This window comes from Rhizobium hidalgonense (assembly GCF_005862185.2).
Taxonomy (GTDB): Bacteria; Pseudomonadota; Alphaproteobacteria; order Rhizobiales; family Rhizobiaceae; genus Rhizobium; species Rhizobium hidalgonense.
The window spans coordinates 926,098-947,399 of record NZ_CP054027.1; the positions used below are offsets into that span (position 1 = coordinate 926,098).

The window sequence follows — 21,302 nt, forward strand, 5'->3', positions numbered from 1 at the left end:
ACCTCCGGCGGAGGCGATCTCTACTTGAAATTAGGGCTGAAGCTGGGCTGTGACCACCGGACGGAAGTCTTGCATCACGGCAAGACACGACGATTGCGAGCCTCCTGGCCGCACCTGCGGCATTTTGGCGGCGTCTGCGAAATCCTTCGGCCGTGCCCTTGCGTGGCCGGCATGCTCAATATATCTACCGATATCATAAGTATGCTTATAAATTAACGATCGCAGGTTTTCATGAGTGCCACGCCGACCCTCGGCTTCCTTCTCCACGACGTTGCACGGCTGCTGCGCAAGCGGTTCGAACAACGCGCGAAATGCCTTGGACTGACCCGTTCGCAGTGGCAGACGCTGGCCTACCTCTCGAACAACGAGGGCATCCACCAGAGCGGGCTTGCGGAAATACTCGAAGTCGAGCCGATCACGCTCGTGCGCATCCTCGACAAGCTCGCCGAACGCGGGTTGATCGAGCGCCGCCAGCACCCGACCGACCGGCGCATCTGGCTGCTCTACATGCGCGAGGAGGCCCATCCGCTGCTCGCCGAAATGCGCGATCTCGGCGATGTAACCCGTGCAGAAGCGCTGGACGGCGTCTCGGCCGAGCAGCGCGAGCAGCTTTACCAAACCCTATCCGTAATGAAGACGAACCTGGTGCAGGCTTGCCGAACACCGGTCGAAGAGAATGAGACGAACGATGGCTGATCAACCCTCCCTCCGCGTCGTTGCCGACGCCAATGCCAAGACATCTGTCGAAGAAAACCAAGCCAAACAGCAGGAAACGGTAGCCGAAGCGCCTTCATCCAATTCAGCGCCGGCTGCCGCCGTGGCTGCGCCTGGCAGCAACAAGGTCCGCCGCCGGCGCAGTCTCACGCGGCCGATCCTGTTCGCCCTCTTGCCGGTGGCGCTCGTCGTCGGCGGCTACTATTACGTCAATGGCGGCCAGGTGATGTCGACCGACAACGCCTATCTCCAGGCCGATATGGTCGGGCTTACCACCGATGTCTCGGGCATCGTCGAGAAGATCGACGTGCATGAGAACGAGGCGGTCAAGGCAGGACAGGTGCTCTTCAGCCTGAGAGCCGATTCCTTCAAAATCGCGCTCGATGGCGCCAAGGCGCAACTCGGCGCGCAGCGCAATCAGATCATGAACCTCAAGGCGAGCTACCAGCAATCACTCGCCGAGATCACGCAGGCGCAAGCCGATCTGCCTTATTACCAGGATCAGTTCGACCGGCAGCAGAACCTCGTCAATAATGGCAGTGCGACGCAATCGGCCTATGACGAGGCCAAGCACAATCTCGAGGCGGCGCAACAGAAGGTGACAGTCGCCAAGGCGGAAGCGGCAACGACGCTTGCCCAGCTCGGCGGTTCGGCCGACCAGCCGATCGAGGAAAACCCGCTCTATCTGCAGGCCAAATCGCAGGTCGACAACGCCCAGCGTGAACTCGACCATAGCATCGTCAAGGCGCCGTTCGACGGCATCGTCACCAATGTCAATGCGCTGCAGGTCGGCTCCTACCTGCAGGCGTCGCAGCAGGCCTTCTCGCTTGTCGCCACCGATCACCTCTGGATCGCCGCCAGCCCGAAGGAAACCGAGCTGACCTATGTCAAGCCCGGCCAGACGGCCGAGATCTACGTCGACACCTATCCCGGCGTGATGTGGAAGGGCAAGGTCGAGAGCATCAGCCCGGCCTCCGGCTCCAGCTTCTCGCTGCTGCCGGCGCAGAACACCACGGGCAATTGGGTGAAGGTCGTGCAGCGCATTCCGATGCGCGTCAGCATCGAGGATGCCGAAGGCAAGCCGCCGCTTCGCGTCGGCATGAGCACGGTCGTCGATGTCGATACCGGCCATGCCCGCGGCCTGCCCGACTTCGTCAACAAGCTTCTGGGCCGGCCTCAGGGCAAGGACCATGAGTAACGTTGCTACATCTCCGGCGACCTCGGTCGCCAATCGCGGCGCGATCACGGTCTGCGTCATCCTTGCTGTCATCATGCAGGCGCTGGATACGACGATCGCCAACGTGGCGCTGCCTTATATCCAAGGCAGCGTGTCGGCGTCGGCCGACCAGATCAACTGGGTCCTGACATCCTATATCGTCGCGGCGGCGATCATGACGCCGCCCTCGGGTTTCCTCGCCGCCAAGTTCGGCCGCAAGCGTGTGCTGCTCGTCGCCATCGCCGGTTTCGTGGTTGCTTCGGTGCTCTGCGGCCTGGCGCAATCGCTGAACCAGATCGTCGCCTTCCGCCTGCTGCAGGGCTTGTTCGGCGCATCGCTGGTGCCGCTTTCCCAGGGTATTCTTCTCGATATCTATACGGTGGAGGAGCGCGGTTCGGCCATGGCGCTTTTCGGCGTCTCGGTGATGGTCGGGCCGGTCCTCGGGCCGGTCATCGGCGGCTGGCTGACCGACAATATCAGCTGGCGCTGGGTGTTCTACATCAACGTGCCGATCGGGGCGCTGGCTTTTGCCGGTATCGTCATCTTCGTTTCGGAAACGAAGCGGGATGCGCTCGCCAAACTTGACTGGTTCGGCTTCGGAATGATGAGCTTGTTCATCGCCGCACTGCAACTCTTCCTCGACCGCGGTGAGCAACTCGATTGGTTCTCCTCGGGTGAGATCATGCTCGAAGCGATCATCTGCGCCGCCGCATTCTATCTGCTTCTGGTGCACACGCTGACGGCAGAGAAATCCTTCGTCAATCCGAAGCTGTTCCTCGACCAGAACTTCTCGGTCAGCATGATTTTCATCTTCGTGGTCGGCGTCACCTATCTCGCGTCGCTGGCGTTGATGACGCCCTATCTGCAGACGCTGATGGGTTATCCGGTCATCACAGCCGGCATCGTCATGGGGCCGCGCGGACTTGGCACCATGCTCTGCATGTTCATCGTCGGACGGCTGATCGGCAAGGTCGATACGCGCTTGCTGCTGGTGCTCGGTCTCGGCCTGACCGCCTGGGCGATGTACGACATGACCGGCTGGACGCCCGATGTCTCGCAATGGACGATCATCTCGGTCGGCTTCATCCAGGGCGCCGGCCTCGGTTTCCTCTTCGTGCCGCTGACGACAATCGCTTTCGCCACGCTGCCCGCTCATATGCGCGGCGACGGCACCGGCCTCTACAATCTGTCGCGAAACATCGGTTCAGCGGTCGGCATTTCGATCGTCTCAGCGCTGATCGTCGAGAATACGCAGAGCAATCATGAATCGATCGCATCCTATGTGACGCCGTTCAACCATGCCTTCAACGCTGTCGCGGCGCAGGGGCTCAGCCCGCTGACGGCGGCCGGACGCGCTTCGCTCAACGAGATCATCACGCTGCAATCGACGATCATCGCTTATATGGACGATTTCAAGCTGCTGATGCTGATGTCGCTCGCGGTCATTCCGCTGGTGCTGCTGCTGCGCAAGCCGAAGGCGGCACCTGCTGTCGACCACAGCGCGGTCGTGGAATAATCAGCGAAAAGGCTTGCTAAGAAAACGCGACCCCTGAATGCCGAAGCGCCAAGGTGCTTCGGCATTTTTCGTGATGCCGATGCGTTTTCCCGAGACGACGGGCACAGGCGCGGAGGGCGTGAGCGCGTAAGGCGGGCGGTCGAGCGGCCGGTCGTTGAGGTTGATATCGATGCCGAGCGCCTGGCAGAGTTTGCCGGGGCCGCTGCAGAGCGCGGTCAGTATATCGCTGCCGCGCCGCTCCATCATCAAAGGGATTCCCGTTTCCGGCTCGAGCGCGCGGATCAGCACGGCCGAGCCCGGATGGCAGACGAAATTCAGGCACCAGTACATGCCGTAGATGCGGTAGATATAGACATTGCCGGGCCGGCCGAACATGGCGCCGTTTCGCTTGGACGGACCGCGAAAACTGTGGGAGGCCTCGTCATCGGGGAAATAGGCTTCCGTCTCGGTGATGCGGCCGCCGGAGCCATCGACTGTGAGATGGCAGCCGAGCAGATCCCGGGCAACGGCGATAGCGTCGCGCTCGAAGAACGCCTTGAGGCTTTCGCCGGTCAGCGCGCCGGTGCCGATCGCGCCCGATATCGTTCCACCATCGATCATGGCCGATGCAGATAACATCCGGTGCACCCGCCGTCATCCCGAAACCGCTTCATGCTTTGGCGCCATGGCATTAACGGCCGGCATTCGGATCGCGCATCGGGATCGAGGACGATGTGACCGAGACCGGGTCGCTCGCTGGGAAGGAGTCTTCCAGGCCTTCCTCCAGTTCCTCTTCGAGAAGAGCGGGGTCCTTGCCGCGCGCGCCGTCGCCATGGGCGGGTTCGATCGCCGCCGCAAGCAGGGCTTTGGCCCGCGAAACGGCGTTTTCCGGCGTCAATTCCGGCGTGCTTCGCAGCGTCACGGCAATGCTGTCCACGCCTTCGCCGCCGAACTCGACGACGAAGCCGTCTTCAGTCTGGTAGACGGTGATATCGTTGAGTGCCATGGCCGTTCCCCCAAGCGCTCATATTAGCAAAGCGCGTTTTCCGACTTTTGTCGAGCGAAGACCTTCACCAGCCAGTCGATGAAGACCCGCACGCGCGGCGAAAGCTGGCGGTTGCGCGGATAGAGCAGGGAAACCGGCGTCGGGGTCAGCGGAAAATCCTCAAGCACATGGATCAGCGTTGCCTCGGCAAGATCTTTTTCGGCGTGATACCGCGGGATCTGGATCAGGCCGAGGCCTATTCTCGCCGCCGAAATATAAGTTTCGGCGGCGTTGACAGTGACGGTGGCGGGAATGGTGATCTCGCGAACCACGCCGTCGACGATGAATTCGAGCGGCAGCGGGCTGCCGGTGCCGCTGGAGCGGAAACCGACCATGCGGTGGCCGGCAAGCCGGTCCGGATGCTGCGGTAGGCCGTGGCTGGCGATATAATCAGGCGAGGCGAGGGTAATCTCATCCAGCATGGCAACGCGCCTGATGATCATGTCGCTATCCCCGGGCGTGCCGACGCGCAGCACGCAATCGATGCCTTCGCGCACCAGGTCGACCAGTCGGTCGCCCTCGCTCATGTAGAATTCGATGTCGGGATAAGTCTCCAGGAAGGATGGCAGGCTCGGCAGCACGAAATGGCGGGCAAGGGTGCCATGCACGTCGACCCGCAGCATCCCCCTCGGCTTGGCGCCGGCAAAGGCGCCCTCGGCATCTTCGATATCGGCGAGGATGGACAGGCAGCGCTGGTAATAGGCTTCGCCGTCGAGCGTCGGGCTGACATGGCGTGTGGTGCGCTGGAGCAGGCGCACGCCGAGGCGAGCCTCCAGCTGCTTCACCGCATCGGTGACGGTTGATCGCGGCAGGCCGGTGTCTTCGGCGGCAAGCGTGAAGCTGCGGCGTTCCATGATGCGGCAAAACACCCGCATGGCATCGAATCTGTCCATCTGTTTGTTCGTCGTCCCCGGATAGTGATGGCGTAAGATGGCGGATTATTCGTGGAAGGAAAGGGCTTATCTTCCTCTCATCGGAACGCGATGAAAGGAGAAAGACAATGGCTTCCAGACAAAACGGCAAGGTCGCGTTGGTCACCGGCGCTTCCCGCGGCATCGGCGCGGCCGTCGCCCAACGTCTCGCCAGGGATGGTTTTGCCGTCGTCATCAATTATTCCGGCAATGCGGCGCCCGCCGAGGAACTCGCCAGGGAGATCGAGCAGGCCGGCGGCAAGGCGCTGACTGAGAAAGCTGATGTCAGCGATCCACAAGCTGTTCGCCGCATGTTCGATGCCGCGGAAGCCGTTTTCGGCGGGGTCGACGTTCTCGTCAACAATGCCGGCATCATGATGCTCTCCTCTCTCGCCGACGCCGATGATGCCAATTTCGACCGCCAGATTGCCGTCAACCTCAAGGGCACCTTCAATACGTTGCGCGAGGCCGCCAAGCGCCTGCGCGACGGCGGCCGGATCATCAATTTCTCGACCTCGGTCGTCGGGTTGAAGCTCGAAACCTATGGTGTCTATGCCGCCACCAAGGCCGCAGTCGAAACGTTGACGGCGATCATGGCCAAGGAGATGCGCGGCCGCAATATCACCGTCAACGCCATCGCGCCCGGTCCCGTCGCCACCGATCTTTTCCTCAATGGCAAGTCGGAGGAACTCGTCGCTCGCATGGCGAAGATGAACCCGCTGGAGCGCCTCGGCAAGCCCGAGGACATCGCCGCCGCGGTGGCCTTTCTCGCCGGCCCCGACGGCGGCTGGATCAATGGTCAGGCGCTGCGCGCCAATGGCGGCGTGGTCTGACGCAGGCGGCGCGATCGCAATTATGTGAACGGGCTTGCGGCATTTCCGCTTACAATCCTGCGGAGAGTCCGTATATCTGTTCTATCGCGAGAGAGTGGAATTCCCTGCCGCTCTTTTCCGAACCTCCAGAGCCTGCCGCGCCCTTCCTGCGGTGCGACAGGCTTGATGTTCAAAGTTGCACATATTACGGTCCGTTGAAGGTTTCCTGCCTCCGGGCCGTATTTTTTGCGCTCAGAAGTCGTTCAGTCTGGCCTCCACCAGAAGCTTCACCAGCCAGTCGACAAAGACGCGGACCTTGTTGCTGAGGTGGCGGTTCGGGGGGTAGACGACGTAGAGCGGCAGCGGATCGCGGCGCCAGTCCGGGAGCACGCGGACGAGTTCACCCTTTGCCATCGGCTCACGCGCCATGAAGATCGGCACCTGCGCGATACCAAGACCTGTGAGCGCAGCCGTCAGATAGGTACGGCTATCGTTGACCGAAGCGATGTAACGCGGACTGGTCTCGATCACCTCGTTGTTCCGGCGAAATTCGAAAGGCAGCGTTCGGTTGTTCTGGGCGCGGAAATAGTTGACGGAGTAATGATCGGCCTCCAGATCCTCCGGCCGCTCGGGCATGCCGAATTTCTGGATATAGCTCGGTGAGGCACAGGTAAGCATCTCGACCTCGGAGACACGGCGCGCGATCAGCGACTGGTCGGCCGGCGTGCCGCCCCGCAGCGCGCAGTCGACATTTTCCGCAAGATAATCGACCGTGCGGTCGCCGACGCCGAGGTCGATGCGGATATCGGGATAACGCTGGTAAAAATCGCAGAGTGCGGGAACGACGATCCAATCGGCGAAAGCACCGGCCATTTCGACACGCAGTCGCCCGCTCGGCAGGCTCTGCGAATTGGAGAGGCTGCCGTCGAGTTCCTCCAGTTCAGAAATGATCTGGGCGGCGCGTTCGTAATAAAGCGCGCCATCCGTGGTCACCATGACCCGGCGCGTCGTCCGATTCAACAGCTTGGTGCGCAGATGCGCCTCCAGGCCCTGGATGAGATTGGTTACCGTCGCCTTGGGCATGGCGAGCATGTCGGCGGCGCGGGTGAAATTGCCCGTCTCCACCACCCGGATGAAGACGCGCATTGCCGAGAGCTGATCCATCGGTTGAAGTCCGCAGTTTGCGTTGCACCATTGTTCGAGATCTGGAACAGTGTAATCGCGATATCGCTTCTTATTCCCTGGTTGGAATAACAATATGTTTTTTGTGCAAAATGCAAGCGGCAGGCGTTGTCTGTTTGTGAGACGCGAAAGAGACCGGAAGCATGACGGTGGCATGGAAAGATATGATGCTGGATAAGGTGGCCATCGGCCCCGTTTCCGCACGTATCTACCAGGGCGCCGATTACGGCAAGGGTCCGCCCATCGTGCTTTACCTGCATGGCGGCGCTTTTCTCGATAGCGAGACGAACGTCGACCGGCCGGTGGCGATGAGCTTGGCCAAGGCTGGCGCCATCGTCGTCGCCGCCGATTACAGCAGCCTTTCCGGCAATCTATTTCCGCAGGCGCTGGAAGTCTCCTTTTCGGTTTTCACCTATCTCGCCAACAAGCGGGCCGGTCTTGGCGACCGCAAGTCGTTGCTCTTCGTCGCCGGCGAAGAAGCAGGCGGCAATGTTGCCGCCGGCGTGGCGCTGAAGGCACGCGATCAGATGCCGGATGCGCTCGACGGTCAGGTGCTGATTTCGCCGCTGCTCGATCCGTTCATGGGCACGTCGTCGATCCGCAAGGCGGATGCCATCGGCATGCGTCGGCGCTGGACGGAAGGCTGGAGCCATTACTTGAGCGGCGGCGGTTGTCACCCCTATGCGGCGCCTTGCCTCTGTTCGCGTATTTCCGGCGTCGCGCCGGCGCTGATATTCACAGCGGAAGACGATCCGCTGCACGACGAAACAATTGGTTACGGTGCTCGCCTGACAAAGGCCGGCGTCGGTGTGCGCCAGCATGTCTTTCCCGCCGGGACAGGCTGGCCCTCGATTTATGGTGGGAAATCCGACGGAGCGCACGACTGGCAGGAAAACGTCAGCCGCCATTTCGGAAGCTTCCTTCGAGATTTAAGCGTCCAACCGCAATTGCATTGAAGAAGATCTAATATTTCGGCGGCCCAGGGGGGCCGCAAGGAGAGCACTGATGACGTCCAGAAGTAAGCGCTGGGCCCTGGTGGGCGCCGGCTTAGGCCTTGTTGCGTCCGTTTCCGGCGCCGCATTGTTTTTCGAATTGCCGATGAGCACGACCGCTACGGCCGCTTCCGCCCCCGCGCAGCCTCCCGCTGTGCCGGTGACGGTTGCCGTCGTCACGGCGCGTGACGTAACAGCCTGGGAGAGTTTTTCCGGCCGTCTCGAAGCCGTCGACCGTGTGCAAGTTCGGTCGCGCGTTGCCGGCGCTATCCTGTCGGTGGCCTTCCGCGAAGGGGCGCTGGTCAAGCAGGGCGACCTGCTCTTCACCATCGACCCGGCTCCCTATCAGGCGAGCGTGGCGCAGGCGCAGGGCCAAGTCGCTTCGGCCGATGCCAAGGTCAGCCTGGCGCAGACCGAGCTCGATCGCGGCCGCAGGCTTTCCGACAGCCGCACCATCTCCCAGAGCGATCTCGATCAGCGCCAGAGCACGTTGGCCGAGGCGCAGGCGGGGCTGCGTTCGGCGCAGGCCGCACTGCAGTCGGCGCAGCTCGACCTCGATTATACGCAGGTGCGGGCGCCGGTGTCCGGCCGCATCGGCAAGATCGAGGTGACCGCCGGTAACCTTGTTGCCGCCGGCTCCGCCTCGCCTGAACTGACGACGCTCGTTTCGGTCGATCCGATCTATGCGAGCTTCAATGCCAGCGAAGAGATGGTGACGCGCGCTCTTGCCCAGCTTCCTGAGACGGACAGCGCCCTGCCTGCCGTCGAAGAGATCCCGGTCGAGGTCGGCACGCTGGCCGACAGCGGCACGCCGATCAAGGGCAAGCTGCAACTGATCGACAATGAGGTCGATGCATCAAGCGGCACGATCGCCGTACGCGCCGTGTTCGACAATCCGGGCGGGCGTCTCATCCCCGGCCAGTTCGTGCGGGTGCGCATGGGCCAGCCGAAGGCCGAGAACAAGATCGTCATCAGCGACCGCGCCGTCGGCACCGACCAGGACAAGAAATTCGTCTTCGTCGTTGACGGCGAGAACAAGGTCTCCTACCGGCAGGTCCAGCTCGGCACACTGGCCGACGGTCAGCGGGTGGTCGAAAGCGGCCTGAATGCGGGCGAAAAGATCGTTGTCAACGGTCTGCAGCGCATTCGTCCAGGCGCGGTCGTCATACCGCAGATGGAAGAGAAGGTCGCGACCGCTCAATAAGACTTCGCTCTCCCCCGCGGGGGAGGGCCAATAGCCGAAATGATATGACCCGCCGGCGGCTTCCAAACCGCCGGAGAGGGACGTTGCATCCATGTTCACCCCGGAGAGGGCTTTGATATGAACATCTCCAGATTCTTTGTCGACCGCCCGGTCTTTGCCGGCGTTCTTTCGGTCCTCATCGTGGTAGCCGGCCTGATCGGCCTGCGGGCGCTGCCGATTTCCGAATATCCGGAGGTCGTGCCGCCGTCGATCGTCGTGCGCGCCACCTATCCCGGCGCCAACCCGTCGGTCATCGCCGAAACGGTGGCGACGCCGCTCGAAGAGCAGATCAACGGCGTCGAGGGCATGCTCTACATGTCCAGCCAGGCGACATCCGATGGCGTCCTCAACGTGACCGTCACCTTCCAGCTCGGCACTGACCCCGACAAGGCGCAGCAGCTCGTGCAGAACCGAGTCAGCCAAGCCGAGCCGCGCCTGCCGGCGGAAGTCCGTTCGCTCGGCATTACGACGGTCAAGAGTTCGCCCAACTTCATCATGGTCGTCAACCTCGTCTCCGACGGCGATAATCACGACATCACCTATCTTCGCAACTACGCGACCCTGAATATCAAGGACCGGCTCGCCCGCATCGCAGGCGTCGGTCAGGTGCAGGTCTTCGGCGCCGGCGATTATTCGATGCGCGTCTGGATCGACCCGCAGAAGGCGGCCGAGCATAATCTCGCCGCCAGCGACATCAGCAGCGCCATCAGCTCCCAGAACGTCCAGGCCGCCGCCGGCATTATCGGCGCGTCGCCTAGCCAGCCGGGTGTGGATCTGCAGCTCAACGTGAATGCCCAGGGCCGCCTGCGCACGCCCGAGGAGTTCGGCAGCATCATCGTCAAAACGGGCGCCAGTGGCGAGATCACCCGCCTTCGCGATGTCGCCCGCATCGAGCTCGGCGCCGCGGACTACACGCTGCGTTCGCTGCTTGACGGCAAGCCGGCGGTTGCCGTTGCCGTGCTTCAGGCGCCTGGCTCGAACGCCATCGAAATCGCCGACAATGTGCGCGCCACGATGGATCAGCTGCAGCTAGGCATGCCTGAGGGCGTCAAATACGAGATCGTCTACGATACGACGAAATTCGTGCGCGCCTCGATCGAGAAGGTCATCGACACGCTGCTCGAAGCCATCGCGCTTGTTGTTCTTGTCGTCATCCTGTTCCTGCAGACATGGCGCGCCTCTATCATCCCGCTGATCGCAGTTCCCGTATCGATCATCGGCACCTTCGCGGTCATGTATGTCTTCGGCTTCTCGATCAACGCGCTCAGTCTATTCGGGCTGGTGCTGGCGATCGGTATCGTCGTCGACGATGCGATTGTGGTGGTTGAAAACGTCGAGCGCAATATCGAACAGGGGCTGTCGCCGCGGGCTGCGACCTACAAGGCGATGAGGGAGGTCTCCGGACCGATCGTCGCGATCGCACTGGTTCTCGTCGCGGTCTTCGTGCCACTCGCCTTCATCTCCGGCCTGTCCGGCCAGTTCTATCGCCAGTTCGCGCTGACGATCGCGATCTCGACCGTCATTTCGGCCTTCAACTCGCTGACGCTGTCACCGGCGCTGGCAGCCCTTCTGCTGAAAGGCCATCATGAGCCGAAGGACTGGCTGACGCGGTTCATGGACGCCATCTTCGGCTGGTTCTTCCGTGGCTTCAACCGTGTCTTCGGCGCGGGCTCGAATGCCTACGGCAAGGGCGTGGGCGGCTTGCTGTCGCGCAAGAGCATCGTCATGGTGATCTATCTGGCGCTGGTCGGTGCGACCTACAGCCTGTTCACGACGGTTCCCGGTGGCTTCGTGCCGTCTCAGGACAAGCAGTATCTGATCGGCTTCGCCCAGTTGCCGGATGCTGCCAGCCTCGACCGCACGGAAGATGTGATCAAGCGGATGACCGACATCGCACTCGCCCAGCCGGGCGTTGCCAATGCGATCGCCTTCCCGGGCCTGTCGATCAACGGCTTCACCAACTCGTCCAATGCCGGCATCGTCTTCGTGACGCTGAAGGACTTCGAGGAGCGCAAGACGCCGGATCTCGCAGGCGGAGCAATCGCGATGGCGCTGAACCAGAAATTCGGTGCCATCCAGGATGCCTTCATCGCCATGTTCCCGCCGCCGCCGGTCAACGGTCTCGGCACGACGGGCGGCTTCAAGCTGCAGATCGAGGATCGCGCCGGCCTTGGCAACCAGGCGCTCGATGAGGCCACCAAGGCGGTGCTTGCCAAGGCCTACCAGACGCCGGAACTGGCCGGGCTGTTCTCCAGCTTCCAGATCAACGTGCCGCAGCTCTATGCCGATCTCGACCGCGCCAAGGCCGAGCAGCTTGGGGTTTCCGTCACCGACGTCTTCCAGACGCTGCAGATCTATCTCGGTTCGCTCTATGTCAACGACTTCAACGCCTTCGGCCGCACCTACAGCGTCCGGGTGCAGGCCGACGCGAAATTCCGCGCCCAGCCGGAAGATATCGGCCAGTTGAAGGTCCGTTCGGCATCGGGCGAGATGATTCCGCTTTCGGCTCTCCTTAAGGTGGAGCCGAGCACCGGCCCGGAGCGCGCGAACCGCTATAACGGCTTCCTCGCTGCCGATATCAACGGCGGTCCGGCACCGGGTTTCTCGTCCGGCCAGGCGCAGGCGGCTATCACGAAGATCCTTCATGAGACCCTGCCCGCAGGCATCGACTTCGAATGGACGGATCTGACCTATCAGCAGATCCTTGCCGGCAATTCGAGCATCGTGGTCTTCCCTCTGGCCTTGCTGCTCGTCTTCCTGGTGCTGGCCGCCCAGTATGAAAGCCTGACGCTGCCGCTTGCAATCATCATGATCGTGCCGATGGGTGTGCTGGCCGCGCTGACGGGTGTCTGGCTCACCGGTGGAGACAATAATATCTTCACCCAGATCGGTCTTGTGGTGCTCGTCGGTCTATCGGCGAAGAACGCGATCCTGATCGTGGAATTTGCCCGCGAACTGGAGTTCGAGGGCAGGACGCCGCGGGAGGCCGCGGTCGAGGCCAGCCGCCTTCGTCTTCGCCCGATCCTGATGACCTCGCTCGCCTTCATCATGGGTGTGGTGCCGCTCGTGCTCTCCACCGGCGCTGGCGCAGAGATGCGCGCGGCCATGGGTGTCGCGGTCTTCTCGGGTATGATCGGGGTGACCTTCTTCGGCATCTTCATGACGCCTGTGTTCTACGTGCTGCTGCGGCGGCTGACGGGCAACCGTCCGCTCGTCCAGCACAAGCCGGACGAACACAAGGAAGAAGAGGCGGAAGTCATCCGGCTCGCAGCGGAATAAACGGATTTCAACCTTCCTTTGTCGAGTAAATCGGGCGGGAACTTCGGTTCTCGCCCGTATCGTTTCGCGCATGCTTCGGCACCCGACAAAATGCGTTCTGCCGATTAAAACGATTTGCATCGGTGGACGAGGGGACTATCAAAGACGGACAACAGTTGGGAGGACTGAATGACAGGTTCGAGCAGAGGTCAGCACGGCAGGCGGATCGCCTTTCTCGGCACCGGCTTGATGGGGGCGCCGATGGCTCGCCGGCTGCTGGGCGCGGGCTTTGCCGTCATCGTCTGGAATCGCGATCCCAGCAAAGCCGAGGCGCTGGCGGGGGATGGCGCGGTCCTTGCGGAAACACCCATGGATGCCGTTGCGGGCGCCGACGTCGTCATCACCATGCTGACCAATGCCGACGCGGTCGGAACCGTACTGTTCGACCGCGGGGTGGCCGATGCGATGTCGGCGGACGCCACCGTTATCGACATGAGTTCGATCGCCCCGCATTTTGCCCGCGACCATTCTGCCAGGCTCGCCGAGCGCGGCATTGCTCATGTCGATGCGCCGGTTTCCGGGGGTGTCGTCGGGGCTGATGCCGGTACGCTGGCGATCATGGCGGGCGGTGACCAGGAGGTGATCGAGAAGCTTGCCGATGTCTTTGCGCCAATGGGGCGCGTGACCCGCGTCGGCCCAAGCGGGGCGGGCCAGTTGGCCAAGCTTGCCAACCAACAGATCGTTGCGGTGACGATCGGCGCCGTCGCCGAAGCGATGATGCTGATTACGGCCGGCGGCGGCTCGCCGGCAGCCTTCCGCGACGCCATTCGCGGCGGTTTTGCCGAGAGCCGTATCCTCGATCTGCACGGTAAACGCATGGTCGAGCGGCAGTTTACGCCAGGCGGTTCGTCCAGCAACCAGCTGAAGGATTTGAACGCGGCCATGGAGACCGCCAACGCCCTGTCGCTGACGCTGCCGCTGACTGCGGCGGTGCACGCCGAATTCAGCGAATTCGTCGCAAACGGCCATGGCGAAAAGGATCATAGTGGCCTGCTTCTGCATCTCGAGGAGAAGAATGCTTTGCCCGGAGGTAAGAGGTGACCGACAGCCATTCACCGAAGCGGCGCCTGCGTTCGCAGGATTGGTTCGACAATCCCGACCACATCGACATGGCCGCGCTCTATCTCGAGCGTTTCATGAATTACGGCATCACCCCGGAGGAACTGCGCTCCGGCAAGCCGATCATCGGGATAGCCCAGAGCGGCAGCGATCTCACGCCATGCAACAGGGTGCATGTCGAGCTAGCCAAGCGCGTGCGCGACGGCATTCGCGACGCCGGCGGCATTCCAATCGAATTTCCGACACATCCGATCTTCGAGAACTGCAAACGTCCGACGGCGGCACTCGACCGCAATCTCGCTTATCTCGGCCTCGTTGAAATCCTCTACGGCTATCCGCTCGACGGTGTCGTGCTGACGACCGGCTGCGACAAGACCACGCCTTCGGCGATCATGGCGGCGTCGACGGTCGATATTCCGGCGATCGTGCTCTCCGGCGGCCCGATGCTCGACGGCTGGCACGAGGGGGAACTGGCAGGCTCCGGCACCGTGATCTGGCGGATGCGGCGAAAATATGCGGCTGGCGAGATCGACCGGGAAGAATTCCTGCAGGCAGCGCTCGACTCGGCTCCATCAGTCGGCCACTGCAATACGATGGGCACGGCTTCGACGATGAATGCGCTCGCCGAAGCGCTCGGCCTGTCTCTAACGGGCTGCGGCGCCATTCCGGCCGCTTACCGCGAACGTGGCCAGATGGCCTATCGCACCGGGCGGCGCGCCGTCGAGATCGTCTTCGAAGATCTGAAGCCCTCGGATATCCTGACCCGCGAGGCATTCCTCAATGCCATCCGCACCAATTCAGCGATCGGCGGTTCCACCAACGCACAGCCGCATCTGGCTGCGATGGCCAAGCACGCCGGCGTCGAACTTCATCCCGATGACTGGCAGGTGCACGGCTTCGACATTCCGCTGCTAGCCAATGTCCAACCGGCAGGCGCCTATCTCGGCGAGCGCTTTCATCGCGCCGGCGGCACGCCGGCGATCATGTGGGAACTGCTGCAGGCCGGAAAGCTCGATGGCGACTGTCCCACGGTGACGGGCAGGACGATGGCCGAGAACCTGCAGGGCAAGGAAGCCCGCGACCGCGAGGTTATCCGGCCATTCCAGATGCCGCTGAAGGAGCGGGCCGGCTTCCTTGTTCTCAAGGGCAATCTTTTTGATTTCGCAATCATGAAGATGAGCGTCGTATCGGAGGATTTCCGCCGGCGCTACCTTCAGGAGCCTGGGCGAGAAGGTGTCTTCGAGGGCAGGGCGGTGGTTTTCGACGGGTCGGAGGATTATCACAAGCGCATCAACGATCCCGAACTCGGCATCGACGAGAATACCATCCTGGTCATTCGCGGCGCCGGGCCGCTCGGTTGGCCGGGCTCAGCGGAGGTCGTCAACATGCAGCCGCCCGATCATCTGCTGAAGCGCGGCATCAGCAGCCTGCCGACGATCGGCGATGGCCGTCAATCGGGCACGGCGGACAGCCCGTCGATCCTCAACGCTTCGCCAGAAAGCGCTGCTGGCGGCGGCCTTGCCTGGCTTCGCACCGGCGATGTCATCCGTATCGACTTCAATCACGGGCGCTGCGACATGCTGGTTGACAAGACCGAGATCGAACGGCGCAAGGGCGAGGGTATTCCGCCGGTGCCGGCGGACGCGACACCGTGGCAGCAGATCTACCGCCGCTCGGTGACGCAACTGTCGGACGGCGCGGTCCTGGAGGGGGCGACGGAATTCCGCCGGATCGCGAAAAACCCGCCGCGGCACAACCACTAATCCTGACGTGCTGGAAACTGCGAGCCTCTTGATCCAAAAGAGGAAGTCGTAACGAACGGTTCACCTAGTCACTAGTTCGGTCATTGGGAGAAGGCTTCATTAATGCCGGCTTGAGACCATATTGCCGTTATGAAAAGCTTCTAAGGCCGAGACCGCGTTGCCAGAGAACAAAGCCACACGCTCCGAACGAGAGTTTCAGGATCTTCTGCGCCGGCTCGAACTCGCTCTCGACGCATCCCAGATCGGTGTCTGGGAGCACAGCATCGAGCAGGACGGGATCTTGTGGGACGCGCAGATGCATCGTCTTTACGAGACCGGCGAGACCTGCCGCCTGGTGCCGGCATTGCTTTGGTCGAACGCCATCCATCCCGACGATCGCGAGCGGGCCGAACGCGACTTCGATGAGGCGATTGCGACCCGGGGCGCCTATAATTCGCAATTTCGGATCGTGCTGCCGAGCGGCGAAATCCGCCATCTGCGTTCGCGCGCACATTTCTACGTGGATGCGGAGGGGCTGCCTTCCTTCATCGGCGCCGAATGGGATGTCACCGCCGATGTCTTGCTCAACGCTGAACTCGCAGGGCAGAAGATGGTCGCTGAGGCGCGGGCGCTGGCGCTCGAGGAAAGCAATGCGCGCATCGAACATGTCGCCGATCACGACTATCTCACCGGCCTGCCGAACCGGCGTTTGCTGGACAAGCGGCTCGCGGAACTGCCGGCCGACAGGAGTATCACGACGCTTGGCGTCCTGCATCTCGATCTCGACCAGTTCAAGCAGATCAACGACAGTCACGGCCATGCCGCAGGCGACGCGGTTCTCAGGGCGGCGGCCCTTCGCACTACCGCCGCCATTCCCGCAAATGGCATGGTCGCGCGCGTAGGCGGCGACGAGTTCGTCATCGTGCTGGTCAATTTCAGCGATCTCGCCGAATTGCAACTGATTACCGACGACCTTCAGCGCCGGCTGCGGAAGAAGATCCGCTTCGGTCAGGAGATGCTGCAATCCGGCGCCTCGATCGGCGTTTCCTGGAGCGGCGACCGGCGGGCGCGCAACCTGCTTGCCGAATCCGATCTGGCGCTCTATCAGGCCAAAAAGCTCGGGCGCAACCGCGTCGAATTCTTCACGCGGCAACTGCAGGAGGATCTGCGCGCCCAGCGTCGCCTCGCCGAAGAGCTGAAGCTCGGGCTGGAGCGCGGCGAGATCGTTCCCTATTATCAGGTGCAGCTCGACGCCCGGACGCGGGAAGTTATCGGCTTCGAGGCCCTGGCGCGCTGGAAGCATCCGGAGAAGGGCGTGCTCGCCCCGGGGATATTCTTGAAGATCGCCGACGAGCACGGGCTTGCAGCGGAGATCGATGCGGCGATCCTCAAACGTGTTCTTCAAGACCGGCTGTTCTGGCTGTTGCGCGGTCTTGCGGTTCCGCGCATCGCCGTCAATATCTCGGCGTCGCGCCTTGCCGATCCGACGTTGCTCGGCAAGCTGAGGAAACTCGACATTCCGCCCGGCGTGATCGTCTTCGAACTGGTCGAGACGATTTTCCTCGACGACAGCGACGAAAAACTGCTCGATCATATCGGCGATATCAAACAGATGGGCATCGACATCGAGATCGATGATTTCGGATCCGGCCATGCCTCGCTCATCGGTCTCGTCAAGCTCAGGCCGAAGCGGCTGAAGATCGACCGGCAGCTCATCGCCGAAGTCGTCAGTTCCGCCGAGCAGCGGCGCGTGGTCGGTTCGATCGTGGAAATCGCCAAGGCGCTCGATGTCGAGGTGATCGCCGAGGGCATCGAGACCGAGGCGCATGCCGTCGTGCTGGCGGAACTCGGCTGTGATGGCCTGCAGGGTTACGCATTTGGTTATCCTGCACCGGTGGCCGAGACGGCTCGTCTTTTCTCACCAGTGGGCGGGGCCGAAAAGCAGAAGGCCGCGATGAGCGGAAAGGCCCGGTGAGCCGTCAGCGGGAGCCCGCCGCCGCACTTTCGCGGCCGAGGGAAGATAAATGGCGCGCAAGTAATTTTCTTGAGCTTGCATCGGCATTGTTTCATGCTAATGCGGAAACGAAGCTTTCTGCATTGCATCGAAAAATGATTATACGCGTGATCAAGATCATGAGCGCGGCTCTCCATCATTCGCAGGTGCAATCGGGGAACTGGGGACCTGACAATTGCTTTGCCGTTGCCGGGATGGACTTGCGGGACATTCAATCTGGGAAAGTCGCATGAATTCGGAATTTGCCGTTCGTTCAATGCGGCCCGGCGAACTCGAGCTCGTGCTCGAATGGGCGCGTCAGGAGGGCTGGAACCCGGGCCTCGACGATTCGCTCGCATTCATCGAGGCTGATCCGTCGGGATTTTTCGTCGGCGCCATCGGTGAAGTCCCGGTCGGTTCGATCTCGGTCGTCAAATACGGCGAGAGTTTCGCCTTCCTCGGCCTCTACATCGTCCATCCCGATTTCCGGGGCAAGGGATACGGCAAGGCGATCTGGGAGACGGGCATTGCCAGCGCGGGGGTGCGCACGATCGGTCTCGACGGCGTGGCCGCACAACAGGACAACTACCGCAAGGCCGGCTTCGAACCCGCCTATTCCACCATTCGCTATGGCGGCGTCGCCACCAGTTCGCCGGTCTCGGCGCTTGCCGCGCAGCCGGTGATGGATTCGCGTCTCGAAGGCCTGCAGCGTTATGATTCGGCGATCTTTCCGCAGCCGCGGGATGCCTTCCTTGCCGCCTGGTGCACCGGTCGCAAGGGCCGCCGCTCGGCTGTGGTGCGCAAGAGCGGCAAGATCCGCGGTTACGGCACGATTCGCCGCTGCTACGAGGGTTACAAGGTCGGGCCGCTCTTTGCCAACGATGCCGACAGCGCCGCAGCACTGCTTGCCGAATTGATCCCCGAAGCCAAAGGGGCGGCTGTTTTCATCGATATCCCCGCCGACAATCATGAGGCGGTGGCGCTTGCCGAGGGCCTCGGCCTTCGGCAGGTGTTCGAGACGACGCGCATGTATCGTGGGCCAGCGCCGGCCATTCCGCTGAAGCACGTCTTCGGCGTGACGACGCTGGAGCTTGGTTAGAGGCTTTCCTGACCAGGAAAGTTCTAATCCACAGGTGAGGCCGGAACGGCAGGAGTCGAAGCTTTCGGCCGGCCTTTTTCGGCGATGGCAATGCCGCCCAAGGTCAGTGCCAACGCGATCACGTGGAACGATTGCAACCTCTCGCCGATGAGGGCGACGGAAAGCAAAGTTCCGAACACCGGCACGAGATTGATGAACAGGCCGGCCCGATTGGCGCCGATCGCCTCGACACCTTTGATATAGAGGATCTGCGCCAGCAGCGACGGGAAGGTCGCCGTGTAGAACGTGATGACCCAGCCGGCCTGGTCCGGCCATAGCGCGGCACCGCGGCTGCCTTCCCAAAGGAGCAGAGGCACCGAGGTCAGCATGGCGCCGAGCGCTGGGAACGCCATCAGCGTGCGCCAGTCGAGCGGCGGCTTCCAGCGCAGGAAAATCGTGTAGACCGAATAGGCGGCAATGGCGATCAGCATCAGCCCGTCGCCGCGGTTGAGGCTTAGTTGCAACAGCGTTGTCAGGTCGCCGTGAGCGGCGGTTAGCGCGACGCCGATCAGCGTCATGCCGAAGCCGAGACATTGCGCCAGCGAGATGCCGGTGCGGAAGAACATGAAATTCAACAGGAAGATCAGCATCGGGATGCCGGCCTGCTCGATGGCGACATTGATCGCCGTCGTATATTGCACGGCCGAATAAAGCATGGCGTTGAAAAGCGTGTAGCCGATGACGCCGTAGAAGAACAGCAGCGGCAGGTTCTTCCGGACAACCGGCCAGTCCCTCCTGAGTTGCGGTACCGAGATCAGGGCGATCAGTGCCACGGCGATGAACCAGCGCAGGAAGGTCAGCATCATCGGGCTGATATGCCCGACTGCGAGCTTGCCGGCGACGGAGTTGCCGCCCCAGCAGAGGGTGGCGATAACGAGGCAGATGTAGGCCGTGGCTTGCAAGAGCGTTCTTCCCGTCTTTCCGCGACCGCCAAGCGGCGTTTTGTGACGGGCAATAGCCTGCCGGCTGCTGATTTGTCACGTAAAAAGCCCAATCTACTGTGACAACAGGGTCGCTTTCCCAAAAACAAAGCTTTATAGATGCGCGGGTTTGAGCAGGTGCGCGGTTTTCCGCCGGTAACAGGAAGAGTTGGATGACGAACGTAGTCGTGGTCGGTTCGCAATGGGGTGACGAAGGCAAGGGCAAGATTGTCGACTGGCTTTCGGAGCGCGCGGATATCGTTGTGCGCTATCAGGGCGGACATAATGCCGGCCATACGCTCGTCATCGACGGCACCAGCTACAAGCTGTCGCTGCTGCCGTCCGGCGTCGTGCGCCCGGGCAAAATGGCGGTGATCGGCAACGGCGTCGTTGTCGATCCGCATGCGCTGATCGCCGAGATCGGCCGGCTGGAGGCGCAGGGCGTGACGGTGACGCCTGAAAATCTGCGTATCGCCGACAATGCGACGCTCATTCTGTCGCTGCACCGCGAGCTCGACGCGATGCGCGAGGATGCGGCGTCGAACAGCGGTACCAAGATTGGCACGACACGCCGCGGCATCGGTCCGGCCTATGAAGACAAGGTCGGCCGCCGCGCCATCCGGGTGATGGATCTGGCCGATCTCGACAGCCTTGCCGGCAAGGTCGACCGTATTCTGACCCATCACAATGCGCTTCGCCGCGGCCTCGGCGTCGCCGAAGTCAGCCACCAGACGATCATGGACGAACTGACCTCGATCGCCGATCGGGTGCTGCCGTTCCGTGACACCGTCTGGCTGTTCCTCGACAAGGAGCGCCGCAAGGGCTCCCGCATCCTCTTCGAAGGAGCCCAGGGCAGCCTGCTCGACATCGACCACGGCACCTATCCGTTCGTGACCTCGTCGAACACCGTGGCCGGTCAGGCCGCGGCCGGTTCCGGCATGGGGCCAGGCTCGCTCGGCTACATCCTCGGCATCACCAAGGCCTATACGACACGTGTCGGCGAAGGCCCGTTCCCGACGGAGCTGAAGGATGCGATCGGTGAGTTCCTAGGCGAAAAAGGTCATGAGTTCGGGGTGGTGACCGGGCGTAAGCGCCGCTGCGGCTGGTTCGACGCCGCACTCGTGCGCCAATCGATCGCCACCAACGGCATCACCGGCATCGCACTCACCAAGCTCGACGTCCTTGACGGCCTCGAGGAACTGAAGATCTGCGTCGGTTACATGCTGGACGGCGAACAGATTGATCATCTTCCGGCAAGCCAGGGAGCGCAAGCTAGGGTCGAACCGGTCTACATCACGCTGGAAGGCTGGAAGGAATCGACTGTCGGCGCCCGCAGTTGGGCGGACCTGCCGGCACAGGCGATCAAATATGTTCGCCAGGTCGAGGAGTTGATCGGGGCGCCTATCGCGCTCCTTTCCACCAGCCCGGAGCGGGATGACACCATACTTGTGACCGATCCGTTTGAGGATTAAGCTCACGGGTCACTGTGGAGGACAGTTCGGTAGGGTGCCGGACTTCTTGA

Annotated in this window: 18 protein-coding genes; 13 read left to right on the forward strand and 5 right to left on the reverse strand. The window is 62.2% G+C overall.

The window, feature by feature from the left end; genetic code table 11:
- Positions 1 to 231 precede the first annotated feature (231 nt).
- Genes FFM81_RS04305 through FFM81_RS04315 form a run of 3 tightly spaced genes read left to right on the forward strand, consistent with a single transcriptional unit; the run spans position 232 to position 3,446 of the window.
- Complete coding sequence (locus FFM81_RS04305; RefSeq protein ID WP_097533956.1) at positions 232 to 696, forward strand: MarR family winged helix-turn-helix transcriptional regulator; 465 nt, start codon at positions 232 to 234, stop codon at positions 694 to 696.
- On the forward strand, positions 689 to 1,912 hold the full coding sequence (locus tag FFM81_RS04310) for an HlyD family secretion protein (protein ID WP_138384904.1): 1,224 nt from the start codon (positions 689 to 691) through the stop codon (positions 1,910 to 1,912). Before FFM81_RS04305 ends, FFM81_RS04310 begins: the two co-directional genes overlap by 8 nt.
- A complete protein-coding gene (locus tag FFM81_RS04315) occupies positions 1,905 to 3,446 on the forward strand; it encodes a DHA2 family efflux MFS transporter permease subunit (protein ID WP_138384905.1) in 1,542 nt (513 codons plus the stop codon). Before FFM81_RS04310 ends, FFM81_RS04315 begins: the two co-directional genes overlap by 8 nt.
- Here FFM81_RS04315 and FFM81_RS04320 read toward each other — a convergent pair whose 3' ends face one another.
- Genes FFM81_RS04320 through FFM81_RS04330 form a run of 3 tightly spaced genes read right to left on the reverse strand, consistent with a single transcriptional unit; the run spans position 3,447 to position 5,363 of the window.
- Positions 3,447 to 4,064: a DNA-3-methyladenine glycosylase gene (locus tag FFM81_RS04320; RefSeq protein ID WP_003566071.1), complete on the reverse strand. Its 618-nt coding sequence runs from the start codon at positions 4,062 to 4,064 to the stop codon at positions 3,447 to 3,449.
- Between the two features lie 52 nt (positions 4,065 to 4,116).
- A complete protein-coding gene (locus FFM81_RS04325; protein WP_003566069.1) occupies positions 4,117 to 4,431 on the reverse strand; it encodes a hypothetical protein in 315 nt (104 codons plus the stop codon).
- A 23-nt stretch (positions 4,432 to 4,454) separates the two neighbouring features.
- Entirely contained in the window at positions 4,455 to 5,363 is a 909-nt protein-coding gene (locus tag FFM81_RS04330) for a LysR family transcriptional regulator (RefSeq protein ID WP_128398127.1), read from the reverse strand.
- Between the two features lie 107 nt (positions 5,364 to 5,470).
- Here FFM81_RS04330 and FFM81_RS04335 point away from each other — a divergent pair, with 107 nt between their 5' ends.
- On the forward strand, positions 5,471 to 6,214 hold the full coding sequence (locus FFM81_RS04335; protein ID WP_003566064.1) for an SDR family oxidoreductase: 744 nt from the start codon (positions 5,471 to 5,473) through the stop codon (positions 6,212 to 6,214).
- A 231-nt stretch (positions 6,215 to 6,445) separates the two neighbouring features.
- Here FFM81_RS04335 and FFM81_RS04340 read toward each other — a convergent pair whose 3' ends face one another.
- A complete protein-coding gene (locus tag FFM81_RS04340) occupies positions 6,446 to 7,357 on the reverse strand; it encodes a LysR family transcriptional regulator (RefSeq protein ID WP_003566062.1) in 912 nt (303 codons plus the stop codon).
- Positions 7,358 to 7,518: 161 nt separating this feature from the next.
- On the opposite strand from FFM81_RS04340, the gene FFM81_RS04345 reads away from it, so the two are divergent.
- From FFM81_RS04345 to FFM81_RS04380, 8 genes are all read left to right on the forward strand, one after another.
- Positions 7,519 to 8,331, forward strand: a complete 813-nt coding sequence (locus FFM81_RS04345) for an alpha/beta hydrolase fold domain-containing protein (protein WP_128398125.1) — start codon at positions 7,519 to 7,521, stop codon at positions 8,329 to 8,331.
- A 49-nt stretch (positions 8,332 to 8,380) separates the two neighbouring features.
- Entirely contained in the window at positions 8,381 to 9,571 is a 1,191-nt protein-coding gene (locus FFM81_RS04350) for an efflux RND transporter periplasmic adaptor subunit (RefSeq protein WP_097533951.1), read from the forward strand.
- Between the two features lie 117 nt (positions 9,572 to 9,688).
- A complete protein-coding gene (locus FFM81_RS04355) occupies positions 9,689 to 12,889 on the forward strand; it encodes an efflux RND transporter permease subunit (protein ID WP_003566057.1) in 3,201 nt (1,066 codons plus the stop codon).
- A 168-nt stretch (positions 12,890 to 13,057) separates the two neighbouring features.
- A complete protein-coding gene (locus FFM81_RS04360; protein WP_097533947.1) occupies positions 13,058 to 13,969 on the forward strand; it encodes an NAD(P)-dependent oxidoreductase in 912 nt (303 codons plus the stop codon).
- Positions 13,966 to 15,750 (forward strand): IlvD/Edd family dehydratase, encoded by a 1,785-nt coding sequence (locus tag FFM81_RS04365; RefSeq protein ID WP_025416903.1) that lies wholly within the window; start codon positions 13,966 to 13,968, stop codon positions 15,748 to 15,750. Before FFM81_RS04360 ends, FFM81_RS04365 begins: the two co-directional genes overlap by 4 nt.
- A 157-nt stretch (positions 15,751 to 15,907) precedes the next feature.
- Entirely contained in the window at positions 15,908 to 17,704 is a 1,797-nt protein-coding gene (locus FFM81_RS04370; RefSeq protein WP_138384906.1) for a putative bifunctional diguanylate cyclase/phosphodiesterase, read from the forward strand.
- Positions 17,701 to 17,976 carry a hypothetical protein gene (locus FFM81_RS04375; RefSeq protein ID WP_128398122.1) on the forward strand — a complete coding sequence of 92 codons (276 nt, stop codon included), beginning with the start codon at positions 17,701 to 17,703 and terminating at the stop codon, positions 17,974 to 17,976. The genes FFM81_RS04370 and FFM81_RS04375 overlap by 4 nt, the downstream gene beginning before the upstream one ends.
- Complete coding sequence (locus FFM81_RS04380) at positions 17,973 to 18,821, forward strand: GNAT family N-acetyltransferase (protein WP_138384907.1); 849 nt, start codon at positions 17,973 to 17,975, stop codon at positions 18,819 to 18,821. The genes FFM81_RS04375 and FFM81_RS04380 overlap by 4 nt, the downstream gene beginning before the upstream one ends.
- A gap of 23 nt (positions 18,822 to 18,844) precedes the next feature.
- Here FFM81_RS04380 and FFM81_RS04385 read toward each other — a convergent pair whose 3' ends face one another.
- Positions 18,845 to 19,762, reverse strand: a complete 918-nt coding sequence (locus FFM81_RS04385) for a DMT family transporter (protein WP_138384908.1) — start codon at positions 19,760 to 19,762, stop codon at positions 18,845 to 18,847.
- 191 nt (positions 19,763 to 19,953) lie between these two features.
- Between FFM81_RS04385 and FFM81_RS04390 the strand changes: the two genes are divergently transcribed.
- Positions 19,954 to 21,252, forward strand: coding sequence for an adenylosuccinate synthase (locus FFM81_RS04390; protein WP_138384909.1), 1,299 nt, complete (start codon positions 19,954 to 19,956; stop codon positions 21,250 to 21,252).
- The last annotated feature ends 50 nt before the right edge of the window (positions 21,253 to 21,302 follow it).

Bases quoted from the DNA above. Each gene is read 5' to 3' on its own strand.
- FFM81_RS04305 (WP_097533956.1), top strand. From the start codon at position 232: ATGAGTGCCACGCCGACCCTCGGCTTCCTTCTCCACGACGTTGCACGG.
- FFM81_RS04310 (WP_138384904.1), top strand. From the start codon at position 689: ATGGCTGATCAACCCTCCCTCCGCGTCGTTGCCGACGCCAATGCCAAG.
- FFM81_RS04315 (WP_138384905.1), top strand. From the start codon at position 1,905: ATGAGTAACGTTGCTACATCTCCGGCGACCTCGGTCGCCAATCGCGGC.
- FFM81_RS04320 (WP_003566071.1), bottom strand. From the start codon at position 4,064: ATGTTATCTGCATCGGCCATGATCGATGGTGGAACGATATCGGGCGCG.
- FFM81_RS04325 (WP_003566069.1), bottom strand. From the start codon at position 4,431: ATGGCACTCAACGATATCACCGTCTACCAGACTGAAGACGGCTTCGTC.
- FFM81_RS04330 (WP_128398127.1), bottom strand. From the start codon at position 5,363: ATGGACAGATTCGATGCCATGCGGGTGTTTTGCCGCATCATGGAACGC.
- FFM81_RS04335 (WP_003566064.1), top strand. From the start codon at position 5,471: ATGGCTTCCAGACAAAACGGCAAGGTCGCGTTGGTCACCGGCGCTTCC.
- FFM81_RS04340 (WP_003566062.1), bottom strand. From the start codon at position 7,357: ATGGATCAGCTCTCGGCAATGCGCGTCTTCATCCGGGTGGTGGAGACG.
- FFM81_RS04345 (WP_128398125.1), top strand. From the start codon at position 7,519: ATGACGGTGGCATGGAAAGATATGATGCTGGATAAGGTGGCCATCGGC.
- FFM81_RS04350 (WP_097533951.1), top strand. From the start codon at position 8,381: ATGACGTCCAGAAGTAAGCGCTGGGCCCTGGTGGGCGCCGGCTTAGGC.
- FFM81_RS04355 (WP_003566057.1), top strand. From the start codon at position 9,689: ATGAACATCTCCAGATTCTTTGTCGACCGCCCGGTCTTTGCCGGCGTT.
- FFM81_RS04360 (WP_097533947.1), top strand. From the start codon at position 13,058: ATGACAGGTTCGAGCAGAGGTCAGCACGGCAGGCGGATCGCCTTTCTC.
- FFM81_RS04380 (WP_138384907.1), top strand. From the start codon at position 17,973: ATGAATTCGGAATTTGCCGTTCGTTCAATGCGGCCCGGCGAACTCGAG.
- FFM81_RS04390 (WP_138384909.1), top strand. From the start codon at position 19,954: ATGACGAACGTAGTCGTGGTCGGTTCGCAATGGGGTGACGAAGGCAAG.